The sequence below is a fragment of the Deltaproteobacteria bacterium genome, from assembly GCA_005879535.1.
In the GTDB taxonomy this organism is placed as follows: Bacteria; Myxococcota; Myxococcia; order Myxococcales; family 40CM-4-68-19; genus 40CM-4-68-19.
The window spans coordinates 23595-43926 of sequence record VBKI01000048.1; the positions used below are offsets into that span (position 1 = coordinate 23595).

17 protein-coding genes are annotated in these 20332 nt (G+C 69.6%); 5 read left to right on the top strand and 12 right to left on the bottom strand.

The annotated features are described in order from the left end of the window. Positions 1-34: 34 nt before the first annotated feature. A complete protein-coding gene (genX, locus tag E6J58_05170; GenBank protein ID TMB40602.1) occupies positions 35-1057 on the bottom strand; it encodes an EF-P lysine aminoacylase GenX in 1023 nt (340 codons plus the stop codon). Between the two features lie 76 nt (positions 1058-1133). Between genX and E6J58_05175 the strand changes: the two genes are divergently transcribed. Then, positions 1134-2810 carry a hypothetical protein gene (locus E6J58_05175; protein ID TMB40511.1) on the top strand — a complete coding sequence of 559 codons (1677 nt, stop codon included), beginning with the start codon at positions 1134-1136 and terminating at the stop codon, positions 2808-2810. 1 nt (position 2811) lies between these two features. On the opposite strand, the gene E6J58_05180 is transcribed toward E6J58_05175, so the two are convergent. The 4 genes from E6J58_05180 to E6J58_05195 are packed head-to-tail and all read right to left on the bottom strand — an operon-like array spanning position 2812 to position 8086. Beyond that, a complete protein-coding gene (locus E6J58_05180; GenBank protein ID TMB40512.1) occupies positions 2812-4176 on the bottom strand; it encodes a HAMP domain-containing protein in 1365 nt (454 codons plus the stop codon). After that, the gene (locus E6J58_05185) at positions 4169-4846 is read right to left on the bottom strand and encodes a response regulator transcription factor (GenBank protein ID TMB40513.1); all 678 of its coding nucleotides are present in this window, start codon (positions 4844-4846) and stop codon (positions 4169-4171) included. The genes E6J58_05180 and E6J58_05185 overlap by 8 nt, the downstream gene beginning before the upstream one ends. A 2-nt stretch (positions 4847-4848) precedes the next feature. Beyond that, on the bottom strand, positions 4849-6852 hold the full coding sequence (locus tag E6J58_05190) for a glycosyltransferase family 39 protein (GenBank protein ID TMB40514.1): 2004 nt from the start codon (positions 6850-6852) through the stop codon (positions 4849-4851). Positions 6853-6877: 25 nt separating this feature from the next. Beyond that, entirely contained in the window at positions 6878-8086 is a 1209-nt protein-coding gene (locus E6J58_05195) for a rhomboid family intramembrane serine protease (protein ID TMB40515.1), read from the bottom strand. A gap of 59 nt (positions 8087-8145) precedes the next feature. Between E6J58_05195 and E6J58_05200 the strand changes: the two genes are divergently transcribed. The 3 genes from E6J58_05200 (at position 8146) to E6J58_05210 (ending at position 12345) form a co-directional block, all read left to right on the top strand. Further along, the gene (locus E6J58_05200) at positions 8146-9981 is read left to right on the top strand and encodes an FHA domain-containing protein (protein TMB40516.1); all 1836 of its coding nucleotides are present in this window, start codon (positions 8146-8148) and stop codon (positions 9979-9981) included. A gap of 2 nt (positions 9982-9983) precedes the next feature. After that, the gene (locus tag E6J58_05205; protein TMB40517.1) at positions 9984-11669 is read left to right on the top strand and encodes an FHA domain-containing protein; all 1686 of its coding nucleotides are present in this window, start codon (positions 9984-9986) and stop codon (positions 11667-11669) included. Between the two features lie 82 nt (positions 11670-11751). After that, on the top strand, positions 11752-12345 hold the full coding sequence (locus E6J58_05210; GenBank protein TMB40518.1) for a response regulator: 594 nt from the start codon (positions 11752-11754) through the stop codon (positions 12343-12345). 79 nt (positions 12346-12424) lie between these two features. On the opposite strand, the gene E6J58_05215 is transcribed toward E6J58_05210, so the two are convergent. Then, the gene (locus E6J58_05215; GenBank protein ID TMB40519.1) at positions 12425-12637 is read right to left on the bottom strand and encodes a biotin/lipoyl-binding protein; all 213 of its coding nucleotides are present in this window, start codon (positions 12635-12637) and stop codon (positions 12425-12427) included. A 1-nt stretch (position 12638) separates the two neighbouring features. Next, on the bottom strand, positions 12639-13997 hold the full coding sequence (locus E6J58_05220; protein TMB40520.1) for a biotin carboxylase: 1359 nt from the start codon (positions 13995-13997) through the stop codon (positions 12639-12641). Positions 13998-14113: 116 nt separating this feature from the next. On the opposite strand from E6J58_05220, the gene E6J58_05225 reads away from it, so the two are divergent. After that, entirely contained in the window at positions 14114-14512 is a 399-nt protein-coding gene (locus E6J58_05225; GenBank protein ID TMB40521.1) for a hypothetical protein, read from the top strand. 81 nt (positions 14513-14593) lie between these two features. Here E6J58_05225 and ftsZ read toward each other — a convergent pair whose 3' ends face one another. From ftsZ to E6J58_05250, 5 genes are read right to left on the bottom strand one after another with little or no spacing between them, the layout of a single operon-like run. Beyond that, positions 14594-15832 (bottom strand): cell division protein FtsZ, encoded by a 1239-nt coding sequence (gene ftsZ / locus E6J58_05230; protein ID TMB40522.1) that lies wholly within the window; start codon positions 15830-15832, stop codon positions 14594-14596. A 14-nt stretch (positions 15833-15846) separates the two neighbouring features. Beyond that, complete coding sequence (gene ftsA / locus E6J58_05235; GenBank protein ID TMB40523.1) at positions 15847-17073, bottom strand: cell division protein FtsA; 1227 nt, start codon at positions 17071-17073, stop codon at positions 15847-15849. Between the two features lie 6 nt (positions 17074-17079). Continuing rightward, on the bottom strand, positions 17080-17910 hold the full coding sequence (locus tag E6J58_05240; GenBank protein ID TMB40524.1) for an FtsQ-type POTRA domain-containing protein: 831 nt from the start codon (positions 17908-17910) through the stop codon (positions 17080-17082). After that, positions 17907-18914, bottom strand: a complete 1008-nt coding sequence (murB, locus tag E6J58_05245; GenBank protein ID TMB40525.1) for a UDP-N-acetylmuramate dehydrogenase — start codon at positions 18912-18914, stop codon at positions 17907-17909. Before murB ends, E6J58_05240 begins: the two co-directional genes overlap by 4 nt. Then, on the bottom strand, positions 18911-20284 hold the full coding sequence (locus tag E6J58_05250) for a UDP-N-acetylmuramate--L-alanine ligase (protein TMB40526.1): 1374 nt from the start codon (positions 20282-20284) through the stop codon (positions 18911-18913). The genes murB and E6J58_05250 overlap by 4 nt, the downstream gene beginning before the upstream one ends. Positions 20285-20332 lie beyond the last annotated feature (48 nt).

Below are 20332 nucleotides of genomic sequence, written 5' to 3' on the forward strand. Positions count from 1 at the left end.
CAGCCCAAGATCGTCCGCAGAAAGCGCAGGACGATCACGAGCGGTCCCGCGCCGCCGCGTACTCCTCCGCGGCCGGAAAGAGAAGGACCTCCGCGATGGTCTCCGCGCCAGTGAGAAGCATCAAGAGGCGGTCGAATCCCACCGCGACGCCCCCCGCTTCGCCGATCCGATCGAGGGCGGCGAGGAATTTCTCGTCGAGCGGAAAGACTTCGCGGCCGAGGCCGCGGCGCTGCTCCTGCTCCTCGACCAGACGGCGGCGCTGCTCCCGGGAGTCGCAGAGCTCGGAGAATCCGTTCGCCAGCTCGAGCCCGGCCGCGTACAGCTCGAAGCGCTCCGCGACGCGCGCATCCGAGGGCTTGAGCCGCGCGAGCGCCGCCTGCGACGCAGGGTATTCGACGAGGTAAGTAGGCCGCTCGATCCCCAGCGCGGGCTCGACCTTCTCCATGAGGACCTGCGTGAACACGTCGTCCCAGGAGGCGCCGGCGGCCGGGCGCACGCCGCAGGCACGCGCAGCCTGCGTAAACGCCTCGGCGTCGAGAGGCACGGGGTCGAAGCCCGCGTACCGCGCGAAGGCGTCGCGGCAGGTGATCCGCTCGAAGGGCGGACGAAGCGAAACCGGACTGGCGCGGCGGCCGTGCCCCTTGCGCGCCGGCGCCTCGGCCGCGCCGGCGAAAAGAATCTGTTCCAGATCGGCCATGATCGAGTCCGCGCTGCCGGGGGCGGCATAGAGCTCGAGCAGCGTGAACTCCGGGTTGTGCGTGGGCGAGATCTCGCCGTCGCGGAACACGCGCGCAAACTGGTAGCAGCGGGGGAATCCTTCGCGCGCGAGCAGCCGCTTCATCGCGTATTCGGGGCTGGTGTGCAGATGAAGGCGACGCGCTCCTGCCACTCCACCGGGCGGAACCGGCAGGTCCGGCGTGAAGGTCGTCTCGAAGGGACGCAGGTGCGGCTCCTGCCCGGCGAACGGCACCGCGATGGGAGTCTCCACTTCCTGATAGCCGCGCTGCTCGAGGGCGTCGCGCAGCTTGCGCGCAAGCGCCGAACGGGCGCGGGCCATGGCGGTGGTCGCGGGCACGGCTTTTTCATAACGCAATTTGCTTGCCGGATCGCCGGTTCGATGCGAGTGAACGCGGGTGCGGGTCCTCTTCGTCCTCTTGCTCGCTCTCGCCTGCGGTCATGCGACCAGCGTGCCCGCGGGCCGCAAGCCGTCTCCAAACACGCCGTCCCGGTTCTCCGGCTCCGATGGCGCGGCGCAACTCTCCGAACAGACGCATGCGCTGCTGCGCGCCGAAGGAGACCTCCTGTGGACGCGCTGGACCACGGGATCGGGACCTCTGCCCGCGAGCGCTCTCGCGGCGCACCGCCGGCTGGCGGAGCGCGAGTCGATCGAGATCGCGGTTGCCGCCGCCGCGCGCGCTTCCGGAAGCGACGCCCGCGCCTTTCGCCTGTTGGCGCAGCAGCTGTCGACGTTGGCCATCGCGCGCGAGGCCGCGGCGGAAATCGAGGCGCTCGAGCGATCCCGAGCGCAGCTTGCCTTCGCCGCGCCGGGCGAGAAGCGGGCGATGCTCGGAGAGCGCGATCTCGATCGCCTGCTGACCGACGAGGCCAACGCCCAGAAACGGTTCGTCCTCGCGCAGGCGGAAGCGAAGGCGGCGCAGCCGCTGGCGCCGCTGACCATCGCCCGCGACGCCGCCGTGGACAAGGCGATCGCGGCCCTCGGCCTGGACAGCTGGGCAGCCGTCGAGGAGCGCGCCCACGCGATTCCGCTCTCGGATCTGGCCCAGCTCGCCGAGGCGACACTGGCCGCGACCGAGCAGGTGGGCCAGCGCGCGGTGGCGGCGGCGTCGGTGCGCAACATCGGCGTGACCGCCGATCGGCTTCGCCGCGCCGACCTGCCTCGCCTGGCGCGGACGGCGCTCGCGGATCCGCAGTTCACGCCAGGGAACGCCTGGGCCAACGCCCGAGACGTGCTCTCGAAGATCGGCGACCCGCCTCCGTCCGCGTTGCGCCTCGACACGGAGCCCTCACCGTCGAAGGGGGCGCGGCCGCTGGCGCTGCTCGTCGATCCTCCGTCCGACGTACGCCTGTCGCTGCGACCCACGGGAGGCTTCGAGGAGCAGCGCGCCACCCTGCACGAGGGCGCCCGGGCTGTCGGCGCGACGCTGATCGACGTTCCCCGCTGGGAGCTGGCACAGCTCGGCGACGGCTCCGCCTCGGAAGGCGTCGCCCTGCTCTTCGAGTCGCTGGCGGGCCAGCCGGAATGGCTGCGCGCGACCACGCAGCTGCGGGGAGAGCCGCTCGACGACGTCGTCCACACCGAGGCCACCCGCCGTCTGCTCGCGGTCAGGCGTGCCGCGGCGATGGTGCTGTTCGAGATCAAGCGCCGCGATGGCGTACAAGCGGCCGAGACGCAGGGTGCGCTCTACCGCGGCCTCTTGCAGCGCGCGCTGTACTGCGTCCTCTCTGACGACGACGCAGGCCGCTGGGCGTTGGAGGCCGACGTCTTCGCTTCCGGCGTCGTTCCACTCCTTGGCGGCCTTCTTGCCGCGCAGCTCGAAGGGACCCTCAGCCCTTCCTGGTGGACGGCACCGCGGCCGGCGCTGAAGCAGATCTGGGCGGGGGGACGGTCGATGGGCGCCTTCGAGGCCGCGCGCACCCTGGGACTCGCGCAGCTCGATCCCGCGGCGCTGGCCACCATCGTCGACGAGCGTCTGCGGTACTCGGCGCCGGACGCGCCGCCGCCCGCTCCGAAGCCCGACTACAAGTACATGCAGGGCGACAAGAAGAAGCGGCGCAAGAGGGCCCGCTGATTTACGCGCGCGGCAGCGAGAGCGCGAAGACGGATCCGCGCGGCCCCGTCTCCCGCAGCTCCGCGCGACCGCCGTGCAGCTCCGCCACGGTGCGAACGATCGCCAGGCCGAGGCCGGTGCCGCCGTCGCCGTGCCGGGTGGTGGCGAAGCGCTCGAAGAGGCGATCGCGGATTGCGGGATCGACGCCAGGACCGTAATCGCGCACCTCGGCGACGCACTCCGGACCGCCGCTGATCTCCAGCTCGACGCGCTCTCCCTGCGGCGAGTGCTGGACGGCATTGCCGACGAGGTTCTCGAGCGCCCGGCGCAGCCAGAGGGGATCGCCGCGGACCCGGAAAGGCCCGCTGGCGCGCAGCTCCACCCGCACCCGCCGCGCGGCAGCCGTGGGACTCTGCGCGTCGACGACCTCCCGGGCGATCGCGCAGAGGTCCACCGGCTCGTCCTTGGGTTCGATTCCGCGCGCTTCGAGGCGGGCCAGTGACAAGAGATCCTGCGTGAGCTGCTGGAGCTTGTCGGCGCTCTCCCGGATCCGCAGGGCGAACCGCCGCGCGGTCTCCGGCTCGTCGGCGGCGCCTTCCGTCAGCACCTCGGCGGAGGCGCGAATGGCGGCCACCGGATTCTTCAGCTCGTGAGAGACGTCGGCGACGAACGTCTCCAGCGCGTGCCGCTCCTCCAGCTCCTTGCGCATCGACTCCAATGCGTGGGTCAGCTCGCGCACCTCGCGGCCGCGGGGCTCGGGCAAGGGCGCCTGGCGCTCTCCGGCGGCCACGCGCTGCGCCGCGCGGGTCAGCCGCTCGATGGGCCCGGCAACCGCGCCACCGATCAGAATCGCCAGCGCCGCGGAGGCGACGGCGAACATGAGCGCGAGCAGCGCCACCTTCGGCGCCACGTCGCTCATCAGCTGCACCATCCCGAAGGTTGCCTTGCGAACGCGGACGATCCCGCCTCCGGCGACCGGCGCTTCCGCGGAAACGCGGGCAACCCCGGGATGCGCCTCGCCCGCCTCGAGGACGACGTGGCCCTCGCCGTCGAGGAACGCTACGTCGGTGTCGATGGCGCTGCGGGTGAAGGCCTGCAGGATGGGGCGCAGCGAGTTGGCCGGCGTCCGCGCAGCGAGCTCCGCGATGGCCCGCGCCTCGTCTTCGGCGGCGCGGGTGGCGAAGAGCGATGCGCGGGCGGTGAAGCGGTCGATCACGATCACCGCGAACATGGCGGACAGCAGCAGCGTGGTGGCAGCGAGGGGGATGAACACTTGAAGTCGCAGCGAGAGGCCCGTCCGCCGCGCCTCCACCAGGCGCGCCGCGGTGGCGCCGACGCCGAGGAGGAACAGAATCGCAAGCGCGAGCAGCAGCTCCTGCCTACCCATCGCGCAGACGGTACCCCACCCCGCGCACCGTCTCCAGCACCCGCGCGTCGCCGCCCGCCTCCTCCAGCTTGCGGCGCAGGGCCTTGACGTGGACGTCCACCGTCCGATCGCCGACGACCACGTCGCTGCCCCAGACGGCGTCGAGGATCTGGCTGCGCTCGAAGACGCGTCCCGGGCTGCGCAGGAAGAGCGCCAGCAGGTTGAACTCCGTCCGGGAGAGCGCGAGCTCGCGCTGGCCGACACAGGCCTTGCGCGTGCGCGTATCCAGGGACAGCAATCCCGCGCGCAGCGGCTTCTCCTCGGCCGGCGCGCTCTTCGCGGCGCGGCGAAGGACGGCGCGAACCCGCGCCGACACCTCGCGCGGCGAGAAGGGCTTGAGCACGTAGTCGTCGGCTCCGATCTCGAGGCCGACCACCCGATCGGTCTCCTCGTCGCGGCTGGTGAGCACGATCACGGGGACGTCGCTGCGCCCGCGCAGCGAGCGGAGGAAGTCGAGCCCGTTGCCGTCGGGGAGGACGAGATCGAGGATCATCAGATCGGCGTCGCCCGCGAGCTGGCGCGCCTCGCGCAGCGAGGCTGCCTCCGAGACCTCGAAGCCGTCGCGGCGCAGGGCGAAGGCGAGGCTCTCGCGGATGGCGGGCTCGTCGTCGACGAGGAGGATTTGAGGCATGGTCAGGGTGGTGCGCCGATGGGCCCCGGCGGCTTCTCGGGCTGTGCTTCGATCGTCGACTTCTCTTCCGCGCGCTCGGCCACGGCGAGCACGAACTTGTTGTTGCGCGACTCAACCACTTTCAGCCGCGCGCCACCGAGAGCCTGCCTCAGGCCGTTCAACCTCGACTGCTCGACGAGGAACCACTTCCGCTGTCCCGGACCGTTCATGAAATCGGCGAGCGTTGCGGCCGGGGCGCCGGGGCGGCCGACCTGGCGCACGGTGTTGCGCGAGTAGAACGTCTCGCCGCGCCAGTTCATCTGGTAGGCCGCGATGGGCTCCTCGGGCGTGCTCTGGTGGTAGTACTCCCAGAAGAGATCGCGCTGCGTCCAGTGCGGCGACAGCCGGCGCCAGTGGAACCAGCCGCAGAAGACGGCGAAGGCCAGCGCCACGGCGACCAGCGACCAGACCGCCACGTTGCGATCCTGCGGCGGCTCGCCGGCGGCCACGGCAGCGGCCGGTTTCCTCCGTGCCCAGCGCCAGAGCTGCGCAAGCCGATCGAAGATCCACGGAGAGAACGCGACCGCCGCGCCGGCGTAGAAGAGCACCGTGAAGATCTGCCGCGGATCCGTCTCCTTGTCCGGATAGGGGCGATCGTAGTTGTAGACGAACATGTCGGTCAGGTGCTTGGGCGTCAGCGCCAGGTCGTGCGCCACCAGCGCGTAGAGGAGCGCGCCTGCGAAGATGGGGCCAGCGTTTGCCCACAGGCCCTCGGCTAGCAGCCGCTCGACCCAGAGAGCGCAGAAGAAGAGCAGCGGCGCGAGGACCGGAAGAGCGTAGTGGTGGAACTTGGTGGCGGAGAAGGCGAAGACGGCGAAGCCGATCAGGAACCAGAGGAGCAGGAACAGCATCGCCCGCTCGCGCGCCGACTGCGGCCGGACGCGGACGCGGGTCAGCATGGCCGCCGCGCCGGGAAAAGCGAATACCCAGGGAAAGCAGTCGAAACCGATCTGCTCGACGAAATACGTGAACGTGCCGCCCGGCGTCGTCGTGTGCACGCCGAGGGCCAGGCGCTTGAAGTGGTCGTGGATGATGAAGCGCTCGAAGAACGTCTTGCCCTCGTCGTCGCGGCCGTCGAAGGCGAACATCGTCCCGTACCAGGGCGCGCAGATGAGGAGGACGATCAGCGAACCCGCCGCGAGATGCAGGCGGCGCAGGCGATGCCACTCGCCGGTGATGACGCAGTAGACCAGCGTCACCGCGCCCGGCAGCGCGAAGCCGAGGAGGCCCTTGGAGAGCGTCGCGAAGCCCACGAAGCAGTAGAACGCGGCGGCCCAGCCGTGGTGCGGCTCGTCCGTATCGTCGAGCAGGACGATCATCAAGCACGCCATGGCGCCTTCGAGGAGCCCGACGAACACCGGGTCCGGCACGGCCTGGCGGGCGAGGAAGACGAACAGCGGGCTGGTGAGGATGGCGATCGTTCCGATCACGGCGCTGCGGCGGGTGAGCAGCCGATCGGCCATGATGAACAGCAGGACGGCGCCCATCGCCGTGATGGCCGCGTAGGGCAAGCGTACGCCCCACTCGGTGAACACGCCGACGAAGCGGTCGGGGCCGTTGGCGTTCACCGCCAGCATGCCCGCCGCCATCAGCCAGAGGTCGAGCGCGGGCTTGGAGAAGAACCAGGCGGATTCCCACCAGGGATGGATGTAGTCGCCGCGCGCGATCATCTCGCGCGCCACCTCGCCGTAATGCGGCTCCCACGGGTCCCAGAAGCCGGTGGCGCCGAGCCAGGGCACGTAGAGCAGCGCGGCGAGGACGACGAAACCGATGGTCAGGCGCCGCTCGGCGCTCAGCGGCAGGAGCCAGCGAAGCCAGGAGACCTCGCGCACGAACCCGGGGAGCGTCTCTGCCCATTCGGTCTGCGGCTGCGGGTCGGCGTTCTTCTCGAGGCGCGCCATCGACTCCTCGCGGCCGTAGCACGCAGTGCGCCCAGCAGCAAGCGGAGATCGCGAAGTCCAAAACATGGCGGCAATCCCGGTGCGGGAGCCGCTAGCGTTTGTCGCGCCAGGTGAGCGTCGCTGCCATCCGCTCGATGAGCGATGCGCTGCCTCCCGGTGGTTGCAGGACGATCAGCGCCACGGGACCAGCCTCGCGCGACATGCAGGCGGCGCTGACCTTCGCCTGTCCGTCCTCGCCGTCGATGATGCCGTCGGCGCGCGACGCACCGGGGACCGCCTTCATCGGCGATGCGTCGCCGAGATGGATCTTCTTCAGGCGGCCGACGTCGGCCAGGCGCCACAGGTCCTCTTCCAGCGCGCCGCGCACCACCCGGTCGCAGGAGCATCCGTGTCCGCGGCAGGACACCGTCTGGATCAGCGTGGCGGAGCTGCGGAACGAGCCGGCCAGGCCGTTGGAGTACGAGACGACGTTGGCGGAGGCGGCGGCGCGCCGCCAGCCCAGCGGCATTTTCACTTCCACTTCGGCGGGACCCTTGCGAAACTGGCCGAGCGCGGGCAGCGCCGGCGCGGCGACCACCCCGAGCGACAGGGTCCCCAGGAGCGCACCGGCCGCCGCGGCCAGCCTCCGCGCAGCCGCTTCGCCAGGCCAGTGACGGGGAGTGAGGAAGCAGCCGAGGATCGCACCGGTCAGAAGGCCACCGCCGTGGCCCCAATTGTCCACGCCCGCCGATCCGAGTCCGGCCGCGAACAGTGCGAGCAGCCAGGGAACGATGCGCAGGCCGAACCAGGAGCGCAGCGTGCCGCGCACGCCACGGCGCCATCCGAACGTCACCGAGGCGCCCAGGACGCCAAAGGCCATGCCGGAAGCGCCCAGCGAGATCGAGTCGGCGCCGATGGCGGAGACCAGCGTGGTCCCCAGCGCCGTGAAGATGAGCAGCGCGAGGTAGTCCGCCGGCCGCACCGCGCGCTCCAGCGCGCCGCCCACGTTCCAGAGCGCGAAGGCGTTGAAGGCGAGGTGCAGGGGATCCTTGTGCAAAAGGTTGGCCGCGAACAGCCGCCAGGTCTCGCCGCGGTCGAGGATCAGGGGGGTCGCCTTTGCCCCATACAGCAGCAGGGAGGGAAGGCCGACCCCGGAGCGCAGGCCGGACGCCGCCAGGAGCATCCAGAGCGCCGAAAGCAGCATGACGATTGTCACCCACGGAACACCGGAGATGGACAATCCCTCGGATGCAACCGGGCGAAGCGCGGCCGATTCCGCTGCCGGTTGTGCAAAAGTGGCTTCTTCCGTCCACGCCGCCATTTGCTCTAGGATGAGCACGACGGGGCCGAGGCGGCAGGCCCCCGCCGGGTCCAAGGAGCATGATGAAGCTGATCATCGAGGACGACGAGGGTCGAAAGACCGTCGTCCCACTGGTACGCGACGAGATCACCATCGGACGGCAGGATGGGAACACCATTCGCCTGACCGAGCGGAACGTCTCGCGCCGCCACGCACGGCTTCTCAAGGAGAACGGGAACGTCCTGATCGAGGATCTGGGCTCGTACAACGGCGTCCGCGTCAACGGCGAGAAGATCACCGGACGGACGCGGATCAAGGAAGGGGACCTGGTCGAGATCGGCGACTACGATCTGGGCATCCAGGGGAAGCTCGACGCGCCCGTGATGACGCCCGCGGCCGGCACCACGCGTCCGCCGACGATTCCTCCCGGCGGACTCAAGCCGCCCCGTCCCCCCACCCTGCCGCCGCAGGCCATGCCGGGCGCACTTGGAGCGGCACAGGCCGCGTTCGCGTCGGAGAAGACGGCTCCGGCCGTACAGGCGCCGATCCCGCCGCCCGCGGTGACGCCCAATCCGACGGCCGGAGGCGCGACCGCCATCATCCGCGTGTCGGACCTTTCCAAGGCAGGTCCCCAGGTAGAAGCGCGCGACCTCGAGCGATCCGAGATGCCGCGGCTGGTGGGACTCGCGGGGCCGTTCCGCGGCAAAGAGTTCTACCTCATGCGCACGGAGGTGAAGTTCGGACGCACGGACGAGAACGACATCGTCGCCGACCACCAGTCCGTCTCGCGAGCACACGCCCGTTTCGTGCTCGACGAGGGGCACTGGAAGGTGATCGACAACAAGAGCGCCAATGGCGTGCGCGTCAACGGCGACGAGTACGCGGTGTCGAGCCTGAAGCCGGGCGACGTCCTCGAGCTGGGCCATCTCAAGTTCCGCTTCTGCGCGCCGGGGGAAAAGTTCTCCCCGCCGCCGGAGAAGGGCGAGAACGGCGCGCAGAAAGGCGGCCTCAAGCCCACCACCGCCGAGCTGATCGCAGGAGCGCAGGGGCGCACGCCCTCTTCCGCGGCGCGCAAGGCCGGCAGTCGGGGAAGGCTTGCGGTCATTCTCGCCGCGCTGGTCGCCGTCGGCGCAGCCGCGTTCTTCTTGACGCGCTCCCGCAAGCCGGCAAGCCCCGAAGAAGCTACCGGCGAGGACGCGGTGAAGGCTGGCGACGCGCTCTTCAAGCAGCGCAAGTACGTCGCCGCGATGGAGATGTACGAGAAGGCCGGCAGCAGCCCGACGCCGAACCGGAAGAAGGCGGCGGAAGAGGCGCGCGGTGAGGAGGTCTACAACGCGCTGCGCGCGGCGATCGCCGCGGGCGACGGCGACAAGGCGCGCAACCTCTTCGAGCGCTGCTCCGCGGAGTCGACGTACTGGTGCCAGCAGACGCAGGAGCAGGCCGACCAGGTGAAGGCCGTCTACGCCAACAAGCATCTCGCCAACGCGAATTCGTTGAAGTCAGCGGGGAAGTTGGACGCCTGCGCCGCCGAGGCGAGCAACGTGCTCGCCTTCGACAGCGGCAATGCGCAGGCGCTTGCGCTGCAGAGTCAGTGCCGGCCGCAGGAGGCGGCGAAGACGGAGTCGGCGCGCGAGGAAGGGCCGAGCCCGAAGGAGCGCGAGGTCAAGGCGTCGCGGCTCGCGCAGGCCTCGTCGAACAAGCTGGTGGCGCGCGACTTCGGCGGGGCGGTGAAGGACGCGCAGGCGGCGCTGGCCCAATCGCCAAAGGACAAGAACACGCTGATGCTCTCGTACCGCAGCCTCGGGTACGGATACGCGTACCTCAACGACAAGGGCAACGCGGTCAAGTGGCTGGAGAAGTACCTCCCGTACTGCACCAACGACTGCGACCAGGTGCACGCCTTCATCGGGAAGTGAGCATGAAGCTGATCATCGAAGACGATGAGGGGCACAAGACCGTCGTTCCCGTCGTCCGTGACGAGATCACCATCGGCCGCAACGACGGGAACATCGTCCGGCTCGCCGAGAAGAACGTCTCGCGGCAGCACGGCAGGCTGCTGCGCGAGTCGGGGCACTACTACATCGAGGACCTGGACAGCTTCACCGGCATCCGCGTCAACGGCGAGAAGATCGCCGGAAAGCACGTCGTGCAGGACGGCGATCTGATCCAGATCAGCGAGTACGATCTCATCCTCGAGGAAGGTCCCGACGACCGGGCGCCGCCTCCGCCGGTTCCGCAGATCGACACCGAGGCGCAAGCCCGGAGGATGGCCGAGACCGCCACCATCCGTCTCTCGGATCTGCGCCCGGCGGACGTGGAGGTCCCCGCGCAGGACGTTCCGCCGGGGCAGCGGGCGAAGCTGGTCGGCATCTCCGGCAAGCATCGCGGCGAGGAGCTGGTGCTCGGCCGCAGCCCCATCCGCCTCGGCCGGTCCGATGAAAACGATCTGCAGATCGAGCACCCGTCGATCTCGCGCAAGCACCTGCGCCTCCACCTCGACAACGGCACCTGGAAGGTGATGGACGCGGAGTCGCGCAACGGCGTCCGCGTGAACGGCGAGCCGTATGCGCAGATCGGCCTGCGCCATGGCGACGTTCTCGAGGTGGGCCACCTGCGGTACGCCTTCGTCGAGCCCGGGCGCGCCTTCCAGCTCCCGCCGGAGCTGACGCCTCTGGCATCGGCCCCCCTGGCGTCGCCGCCCACGCGCACCGGCCTCTGGGTAGGCATCGGCATCGCCAGCGTTGCGCTGCTGGCTGCGGCGATCTTCCTCATCCTGCGGAATCGGGCCGATGCGGAGATCGCGCAACGCCTTCGGGTGCAACGCGCCGAGAAGCTCCGCGTGGCGCAGGAGCTCGTGGCCGCGCATCGGTACACCGAGGCGTACCAGAACCTCGACTCCGCGCGCCGGCTGGGCGCGAGCGCGGCGGAGCTCAAGGATGTGGATGCGGTGGAGCGGGAGTCCCGCGCCGAGGATCTCTACCGGGAGATGGAGACCGCCATCGCAGCGCAGGATTGGGATCGGGCGCGCAAGCTGTTCGAGGCGCTCTCCGCGACCCAGACGTTCCATGGTGCAAAGGCGGCGGAGAAGGCCGATGTCGTCAAAAATGCCTACGTCAACGCTCATCTCGGCACCGCTGTCCGCCTCCGCGGCAACGACAACGCCGGCTGCCTCGCGGAAGCCCAACTCGCCCTTTTGGCAAATCCGCAGAACGCCGAGGCCCGCGCGCTCACCGAAGCATGCAAAGCTCCGGCGGCGTCGGCAGCGCCGGCCCGGCCCCCGCGCACCGCTCCTGCTCGCGTCGCTGCCGCACCCCGCGCATTCGACGAGGCGGAAGCGCGGCGGCTGCTCACCGAAGGGAACCAGAAGCTGCTCGCGCAGGATCTCTCCGCGGCGATCGTGCTGTACCAGAAGGCGCTCACGCTAAAGCCGGGCAAGTCCGTTCTCGCCGGGCTATATCGGAGCATGGGCATCGCCTTCACCCGGCAAGGGAACATGGAAGAGGGCGCGCACTATTACCGGCTTTATCTCCCACTTTGCGGCAATGCATCCGAAAGGGCGCAGCTGCAGAAGGTCCTCGATGATTACGATGTCCGAAGGCGCTGATGTGGGCGCGGAACGCACCGCATTCGCGGTAGACGATCGCACCGGTCACCCTGTAGATTCCGTCGCCCGAAGGGGTGGCACGGTGGATATCCGCACTCTGGTGGTCGACGACGATCAGGATTCCTGCGACCTGATCGAGCGCATCCTCAAGCGGGAGGGATACCGCGTCGCGACGCTCACCGACCCACGCAAGGTGGAGGACGAGCTGCGCAAGGCGGACATCCATCTCGCCATCGTCGATCTGAAGATGCCGGATCTCTCCGGGTTGGACGTCGCGCAGATCATCAAGCGGCACGACTCCGACTGCTCCGTGATCCTCATGACCGGGTACGCGACGCTGGACTCGGCGGTGAGCGCGTTGCGGTACGGCGTCGTCGACTACCTCCGCAAGCCGGTCCGCGAGGACGAGCTGCTCGGCTCGGTGAACCGGGCGCTGGCGGCGAAGGGACTCTCGCTGCTGCCGGAAGAGGAGCTGCACCGGAACATCGGCACCTGCATCCGCGACCTGCGCAAGAAGCGCTCGCTGACGTTGAAGCAGCTGGCGAAGCGGACCGGGCTGTCGGTGTCGCTGCTGTCGCAGATCGAGCGGGCGGAGAGCAGCGCCAGCGTGACCTCGCTGTACAAGATCGCGCACGCTCTCAAGATCCGCCTGCCGGAGCTGTTCGCGCGCGTCTGAGGAGCTCGCAACCTGCTCGGGTGTTCGTTGGGTCCGCCGCGCCGGACTTGAAACGAACGCGATGCGCGGTGACGTTGCGCTACTTGAGCACCACCAGCACGTCCCCCTCGCTGACCGGCTGCGTCTCCTTGCACCGGATCTCCGCGACCCGCCCGTCCTCGGGCGCCTCGACGGGCATCTCCATCTTCATGCTCTCGAGGATCACCAGCACGTCGCCGGCCTTCACTTCGTCGCCGACCTTCTTCTCGATCTTCCAGACGGTGCCGGTGATGTGGGCGGGGACGTCGGGCATGTCAGAGCCTCTCCAGGAAATGGGTGTCGAATTCGCCGCGCGCAAAGGCGTCGCTCGCGAGGACCTTCAGGTGGGTGGGAATGTTGGTCTTCACGCCCTCGATGGAAAAGCGCTCCAGCGCTCCACGCATGCGCGCGATGGCCTGGTCGCGCGTGTCCGCAAAGGCGATCATCTTGGCGAGCAGCGAGTCGTAGTACGGCGTCACGGTGTCGCCGGCGCGATAGCCGGCGTCGATCCGGACGCCGTCGTGGAACGTCCCGTCGGCCGGCACGGGAGCATCGAAGCGCTTCACCGGTCCCGGCGAGGGGAAGAACTTCACCGGATCCTCGGCGTTGATCCGGCACTCGATGGCGTGGCCGCGGGGACGCAGATCGTCTTGCCCCAGCGGGAGCTTCTCGCCGGCGGCGATCCGCAGCTGGAGCTGCACGAGATCGAGTCCCGTGGTCGCTTCCGTCACCGGATGCTCGACCTGGAGGCGCGCGTTGAGCTCGATGAAGTACACCTCGTCGCCGACCAGCAGGAACTCGCAGGTGCCCGCGTTCGCGTACCCCACTGCCCGCGCCGCGCAAAGGCCCGCGTCGAGGAGCTTGCGCAACACCCGCGGTCGCGGCTCGGGTAGATCGAACGCCGGAGGCGGCGCCTCCTCGATGACCTTCTGGTGCCGCCGCTGGATGGAACACTCCCGCGCCCCCGCCGCCAGCGTCAATCGGCCGTCGCCGAGGATCTGCACCTCGACGTGGCGTGGCCGCTCGAAGTACCGCTCGAGGTACACGGCGTCCTTCCCGAACGAGGCGCGCGCCCGATCCGAGCATGCCCGCAACGCCTTCATCAGCTCCTGCTCGTCGCGCGCGACCTGCATCCCGATGCCGCCGCCGCCCGCCGCCGCCTTCACCAGCAGCGGATATCCGAGCGACGACGCCGCGGCCTTCGCGCCGACCTCCTCGCCGACATGCCCCTCCGAGCCCGGCACCACCGGAACGCCCGCGGCCCGCATCACCGAGCGCGCCTGCGCCTTGTCCTTGATCGCGCGCATCGCACCGGGCGGCGGGCCCACGAACACGATGCCCGCCTGCGCGCAGGCCTCGGCGAATTCCGCCTGCTCAGAAAGGAAGCCATAGCCGGGATGGATGGCGCGTGCTCCCATCTGCCGGGCAGCGGCGAGAATCTTCGCTCCGTCGAGATAGCTCTCCCGCGCCGGCGGCGGTCCCAGGCGCACCGCCTCGTCGCACGCCTCGACGTGGAGCGCCTTCGCGTCCGCGTCGGAAAAGACGGCGACAGTCTTGACACCAAGCGCCCGGGCCGCTCGCGCCACGCGGCAGGCGATCTCGCCGCGATTGGCGATGAGGATCTTTTCGAACAAGCAGTCAAGCCCTCCGTGAAGGGCGCGCAGTCTACTCCAGAAAAAGCGGGTCGCGGTGCGTTGACCGGCTCCACGCGCGCGGCATAGTCTGCGTCACGAGGTCGGGGGCGATGCGCATGGCGAGAGCGAAGTACCAGCGCAGACGGACGCGGCGCGGAGCGGCCATGGTGGTCGATCTCTCCTCGGTGCGCGCCCAGCGCCGCCGCGAGCAGGCGGAAGAGCGCGTGCGCGACGCGATGGACGAGAACCGCGCCGCGCTCTCCCGCCTCTTCGCGAGCGGGCTCATCTTCACGCAGAAGGGAGCCCGCGCCGGACGGGATCTGTTGCTCGCGCACCAGGCGCTGCTGCGTACTGCCGACCTGTTCGCCCGCCTCGTCGAACCTTCCGCTCGCGACGACGCCGCGTTGAAGCACCGCGCGGAGGAAGTCTTCGCCCACCTCGACTCGCAGCTCGCCCGCACCGCGCAGCTCACGGCGCGCACCGGCGAATTCCTCTCGGGCCGCGGCCGGGACTGAGCAGCGCGTTCGACGCACCTCCGGTGCGGCAGCGGCTAGCGCCGTCGCATGAGGCGCAGCCGTCTTCGCCGCTTGCGGTTCTTACTCCCCATTGCGCAGGAACGTCGGGACATCCAGCTCGTCCTCCGACGCTCCGGTGAGCTGCCGCAGCTCTTCCCACGAGAGGTGCCGCACCGGCTTCTGCGGAGGCGCCGGCGTCACCCGCGGCGGAGCCGGAGGAGGCGTCGCCGCGCGGTGGATCTCCGGCGTCCGCTGCGGCGCCGCGTGACGCGGTCCGGCCGGTTCCGTCGTCTGAGGCATCGCCAGCGTTCCCTGCGTCGGTCCGCGCACCTGCCGGGTCGCATCCAGCCGCTCGATCCGCCGCGCGTCGCGCGTCGTGAAGCCGGTGGCGATCACCGTGATCTTGAGCCGGTCGCCCATCGCGTCGTCGATCACGCTTCCGAAGATGATGTTCGCGTCCTCGTGGGCGGCCTCCTGGATCAGCGAGCAGGCCTGGTTCACCTCGACGAGGGTCATGTTCCCGCCGCCGGTGATGTTGATCAGGATGCCGGTGGCGCCGTCGATCTGCACGTCCTCGAGGAGCGGGCTTTCCACCGCCGCCCGCGCGGCGACCATCGCCCGCGTCTCTCCCGTCGCGGTGCCGGTGCCCATCAGGGCCACGCCCATGTTGCTCATGATCGTGCGCACGTCGGCGAAGTCGACGTTGATCAGTCCGGGAATGGTGATCAGATCGGAGATGCCCTGCACCGCGTTGAGCAGGACTTCGTCAGCCTTCTTGAACGTGTCGAGCAGCGTCGTCTTCTCGTCCGCGACGGCGAGCAGGCGCTGGTTTGGGATCGTGATCAGCGTGTCGACGGTGTTCTTCAGCTCGGCGATTCCGTGATCGGCCTGCTTCAGCCGCCGCTTGCCCTCGAACATGAAGGGCTTGGTGACCACGCCCACGGTCAACGCTCCCACGCCGCGGGCGATGTCGGCGATGATCGGCGCGCCGCCCGTGCCGGTCCCGCCGCCCATGCCGGCGGTGACGAACACCATGTCCGCCCCCTCCAGCGCCGCCGCGATCTTCTCGCGGTCCTCGAGCGCCGCCTGCCGCCCGATCTCCGGGTTCGCGCCGGCGCCCAGTCCCTTCGTCACCATCGCGCCGAGCTGGATCTTGGTGGCCGCGCGGTTGTGCTGGAGCGCCTGGCAGTCGGTGTTCGCGGCGATGAAGTCCACGCCGGTGAGGCCGGCGAGGATCATCGTGTTCAGAGCGTTGCCGCCCCCTCCGCCGACGCCGACCACCTTGATCTTCGCGCCGAGCTCACCCGTCATCTCGTTCATGACCCCTCCGGCCATTAGAACAGCTCCTTGACCCAGCTCAAGAATCGCTCCCGGATCGACGCGCCATCGCCGGCGCCCAGATAGGCGCGGTTCTGCGTGCCTTGCCTCGCGCCGTAGAGGAGCAGGCCCACCGCGGTGGCATGCTGCGGGCTCTTCACAACGTCGGTGAGGCCGCCGATCCCGCGCGGCAAGCCGCGGCGCACGGGCAGCCCGAGCACCTCCTCGGCCAGCTCCGGCATCCCGTGCAGATTCGTGGTTCCCCCCGTGAGGACCGCCCCGCTCGCGAGCAGATCCTCCTGGCCCGCTTTCTGGATCTCGCGATGGATGAGCTGGAACAGCTCCTCCACCCGCGGCTCGATGATCTCGCAGAGGATGCGCCGGTTGAGCACCCGCGGGGCGCGGCCGCCCACGCTCGGCACCTCGATGGTGTCGTCCTTGTCCAGGCTCGCGCTCTGCGCGCTGCCGAACTTCACCTTGATCTTTTCCGCCTCGACCATCGGCGTGCGCAGACCGACGGCGATGTCGTTGGTCAGATGGTTGCCGCCGAGCGGGATCACGCTCGTGTGCTGGATGGCCCCGCCGGAGAAGATCGCCAGATCCGTCGTGCCGCCGCCGATGTCCACCAGCGCGACGCCCAGCTCCTTCTCCTCTTCCGCCAGCACCGCCTCCGCGGAAGCGAGCGGCTCGAGCACGATGTCTGCCACTTGCAGCCCGGTCCGGCCGCAGCACTTGACGATGTTCTGGGCGCTGCTGACCGCCGCGGTGACGATGTGCACCTTCGCTTCCAGGCGCACTCCGCTCATTCCCAGCGGCTCGCGGATGCCGTCCTGCTCGTCGATGATGTACTCCTGCGGGAGGACGTGGAGGATCTCGCGGTCCTGCGGAATGTTGATGGCGCGGGCGGCATCGAGGACGCGCTCGAGATCGCCCTGCTTCACTTCCTTGTCCTTCACCGCCACCACGCCCTGCGAGTTGAAGCCGCGGATGTGACCGCCGGCGATGCCCGCATAGACGGCGCTGATCTCGGCCCCGGCCATCAGCTCCGCTTCCTCCACCGCCTTGTGGATGGAGGAGACCGTCGCCTCGATGTTGATCACCACGCCTTTGCGCAGCCCGCGGGAGGGGTGCGTGCCGATGCCGATCACGTCGATCCCGCCGGGATTGACCTCGCCGACGATGCAGCAGATCTTGGTGGTCCCGATGTCGAGCCCGACGACGATTTCGCCCTTCTTCTGCGCCATGGTCGGCTACCTCTTGTCGGCCAGGGTGGCGGCCGCCTGATCGGGACGCGCCGGGTTGTCGAGATCGATCCGCTCGGCCCGCTCCCCGCGGCGGGCCAGCGCCGCGCGCATCTGCGCGAGCCGCTGCAGCTTCAACGAGACGTCGCCCGCGCCGAGGCGGACCTCCTGCACGGCGCCGCCGTCGTGCGCGAAGACGGTGAAACCACCGCCGTCCTCCAGGCGGATCTCCGAGACTGTCCCGAGCGAGAGTCCCGAGGCCTGCCAGGTATCGAGCAGGTGGAGCGCGGCGAAGAGGCGGAGCTGCAGGTCGGGCTTTCGGTCGACCCACGCCTGCCGCGAGATGCCGGTGAGGATGGGAAGGTCGAGCCCGTCGTCCGCCACGGCCCGCTTGAAGAGGCGACCTTCGTCGTCGAGGACGTACAGCCCTCCGAGCTCGACCAGCGCCGCGGGCCGGTGCTCGGCGATGCTCGCCACCACCTCGCCTGGAAGCCTCCGCTCGAGCCGCGCGGAGGCGACCCAGGGGTCCGCCTGGATCGCGCGCGCCGCGCGTGAAAGGTCGGCAAGGAGCAGGTTCTCGCCAATCCGCAGGCCACTGCGGTGGAACAGGTCCGGCTCGCGCGCGTGCACGAGCCCGCTGAAGTGGACGGTGCGCAGCGCGAACGCGTCCGATGCCGTGGCCCATTGCCAGACCTGCCATCCGACGAAGCTCAGTGCGCCGCTGACGGCCGCCGCGGCGACGGTACGCAACAGCGCGCCGAACATCGATCGCCAGGCGGCGCGATCGAGCTCGGCTGCGGCCCGCCGCACCTGGGCCATCTGCAAGGCCTTGAAGGTCATGGTCGCGCCCCCTGCCGGGACTTCGCAGAATCGGGACCCGCCGGCTGGAGATGGTGAGGTTCCAGCTCCCCCGGGAGCGGCGGGTCGAAGTCGCCGACGAGCCGCACCTCGGGCTTCAGCTCCACGCCGGCCTTCGCCAGCACGGTAGCGCGCGCCAGCGCGATCAACTCTACGACGTTGGCCGCCGTCGCGCGTCCGAGATTGACGATGAAGTTCGCGTGCCGGTCGCTGATCTGCGCCCCGCCGCGCGTAGTCCCCTTCAGCCCGGCCTGCTCGATCAGGCGGCCCGCGAAATCCCCCTTGGGGTTGACGAACACGGAGCCCGAATTGGGCAGGCCGAGCGGCTGGGTGGCGCGGCGCCGATCGACATCGGCTTTCGCCACCTGCTGCTGTTCGGCCAGCTCCGCATCCGAGCCGCGCCGCACCTTGCACCGCGCACGCGTCACGATGCAGCCGCGCGGCAGCTCGCAATGTCGGTAGCCCAGATGCAGATCCGCCGCGTCGATCCAGCGCAGCCCTTCCGCCGCCGCCACCTCGACGGCGAGGAGATGGTCGGCCATGCATCCCAAAGGCGTCCCGGCGTTCATCGCCACGAGCCCGCCGACCGTACCGGGAATCCCTGCAGCCCAGGCGACGCCGATACCGTGGTGCTCCCGGGCAAGCGACAGGAAGCGCGCGATCGCCGCTCCTGCCCCGAGCGTGAACACGACCGAGTCGCCTCGGCTGTCCACCTCTTCCGGCGCCAGATCCTGCCCCAGCCGGATCACGGTGCCGTTGACGCCCCGATCGCCGACGATCGTGTTCGCTCCACCTCCGAGCGAAAGCCAGGGCATCCCGGCGTTGGAGAGCACGGCGAGCACCTCGATCAGCGCCTTGGGGTCGTTGGGGCGCACCCAGAATTTCGCCGAGCCGCCGACGCGCACGCTGGTGCGCGGCGCCAGCGGCGCCATCTCGATCACCTCGCCGCGCGAAGCGCGGCGCAGATCGGCGAGAAGCGCCCTCATTTGAGCAGCTCCAGCAGCTCTTCGCCGACGTGGGTGATGTCGCCGGCCCCGAGGGTGATCACGAGGTCGCCTTGGCGGACTCTCTCGCGCAGCGTACGCGCGAGCTCGGCGCGCTCCGCGAAGGAGACGTCGCGGTGGCCGCAGGCCTTCACCGCCTCGTGCAGCCGCGCTCCGGTGATTCCGGCGATCGGGTCCTCGCCCGCGGCGTAGACCTCCGTCAGCAAGAGAGAATCGGCGTCATTGAAGGCGGTGGCGAACTCGCCGAGCAGGTCGCGCGTCCGGGTGTAACGGTGCGGCTGGAAGGCGCAGACGATGCGCCGCTGGGGGAAGCTTGCTCGCGCGCCGGCGAGCGTCGCCCGGATCTCCGCGGGGTGATGCCCGTAATCGTCCACCACGGTGATCCCGTTCACCTCGCCGCGCACGGTAAAACGCCGCTGGACGCCGGCGAACTCTCCCAGCGCCTCCGCCGTCACCTTGAAGGGGATGCCCAGCTCGTGCGCCACCGCGCAGCAGGCCAGTGCGTTGAGGACGTTGTGCGCTCCCACCATCCGCAGCGTCACTTCGCCGAGCTGCTTGCCGCGGTAGGAGACGAGGAACCGGGACTGGAACGGACCGTGCCGGATGTCGTCGGCCCGCCACTCCGCTTGCGGAGAGACGCCGTAGGTGGTGTGCCGCTTGCCGATGCGTGGGATCAGGTGCTGCACCACCGGGTGATCGGAGCAGAGAACCGCCAGCCCGTAGAAGGGAACCCGGTCGGCGAAGTCGACGAACGCCTGCTGCAAGGCCTCGACGGTGCCGTAGTAGTCGAGGTGCTCCGGATCGACGTTGGTGATCACGGCGATCGCCGGGGAGAGACGGAGGAAGGATCCGTCGCTCTCGTCGGCCTCCACCACCATCAGCTGACCCTTGCCGAGCTTCGCGTTCGAGCCGAGCGCGTTCAGCTTGCCGCCGACCACGGCAGTGGGATCGAGCTTCGCGTGCGCCAGCACGGTCGCGATCAGCGAGGTGGTGGTGGTCTTGCCGTGGGAGCCGGCGATGGCGACGCCTTCCTTGAGCCGCATCAGCTCCGCCAGCATCTCGGCGCGGGGAATGACCGGAATTCCCCGGTCCCGGGCCGCGATCACCTCGGGATTGCCCTTCCGCACCGCGCTGGAAGTCACCACCACGTCGACGTCGGCGGCCACGTTCTCCGCCGAGTGACCCGTGGCGATGCTCCCGCCCAGCGAGGCGAGGCGCTTGGTGATGTCGCTTTCCTTGAGATCCGATCCGCTCACCCGGTACCCGAGGTTCAGCAGGAGCTCGGCGATCCCACTCATGCCGATCCCCCCGATCCCGACGAAGTGGACCTTGACCTTCTTGTTGCGGAACACGGCTGGGTCCCTCTCCTCACTACGGCGAATGTACTCGATTCGATCTAC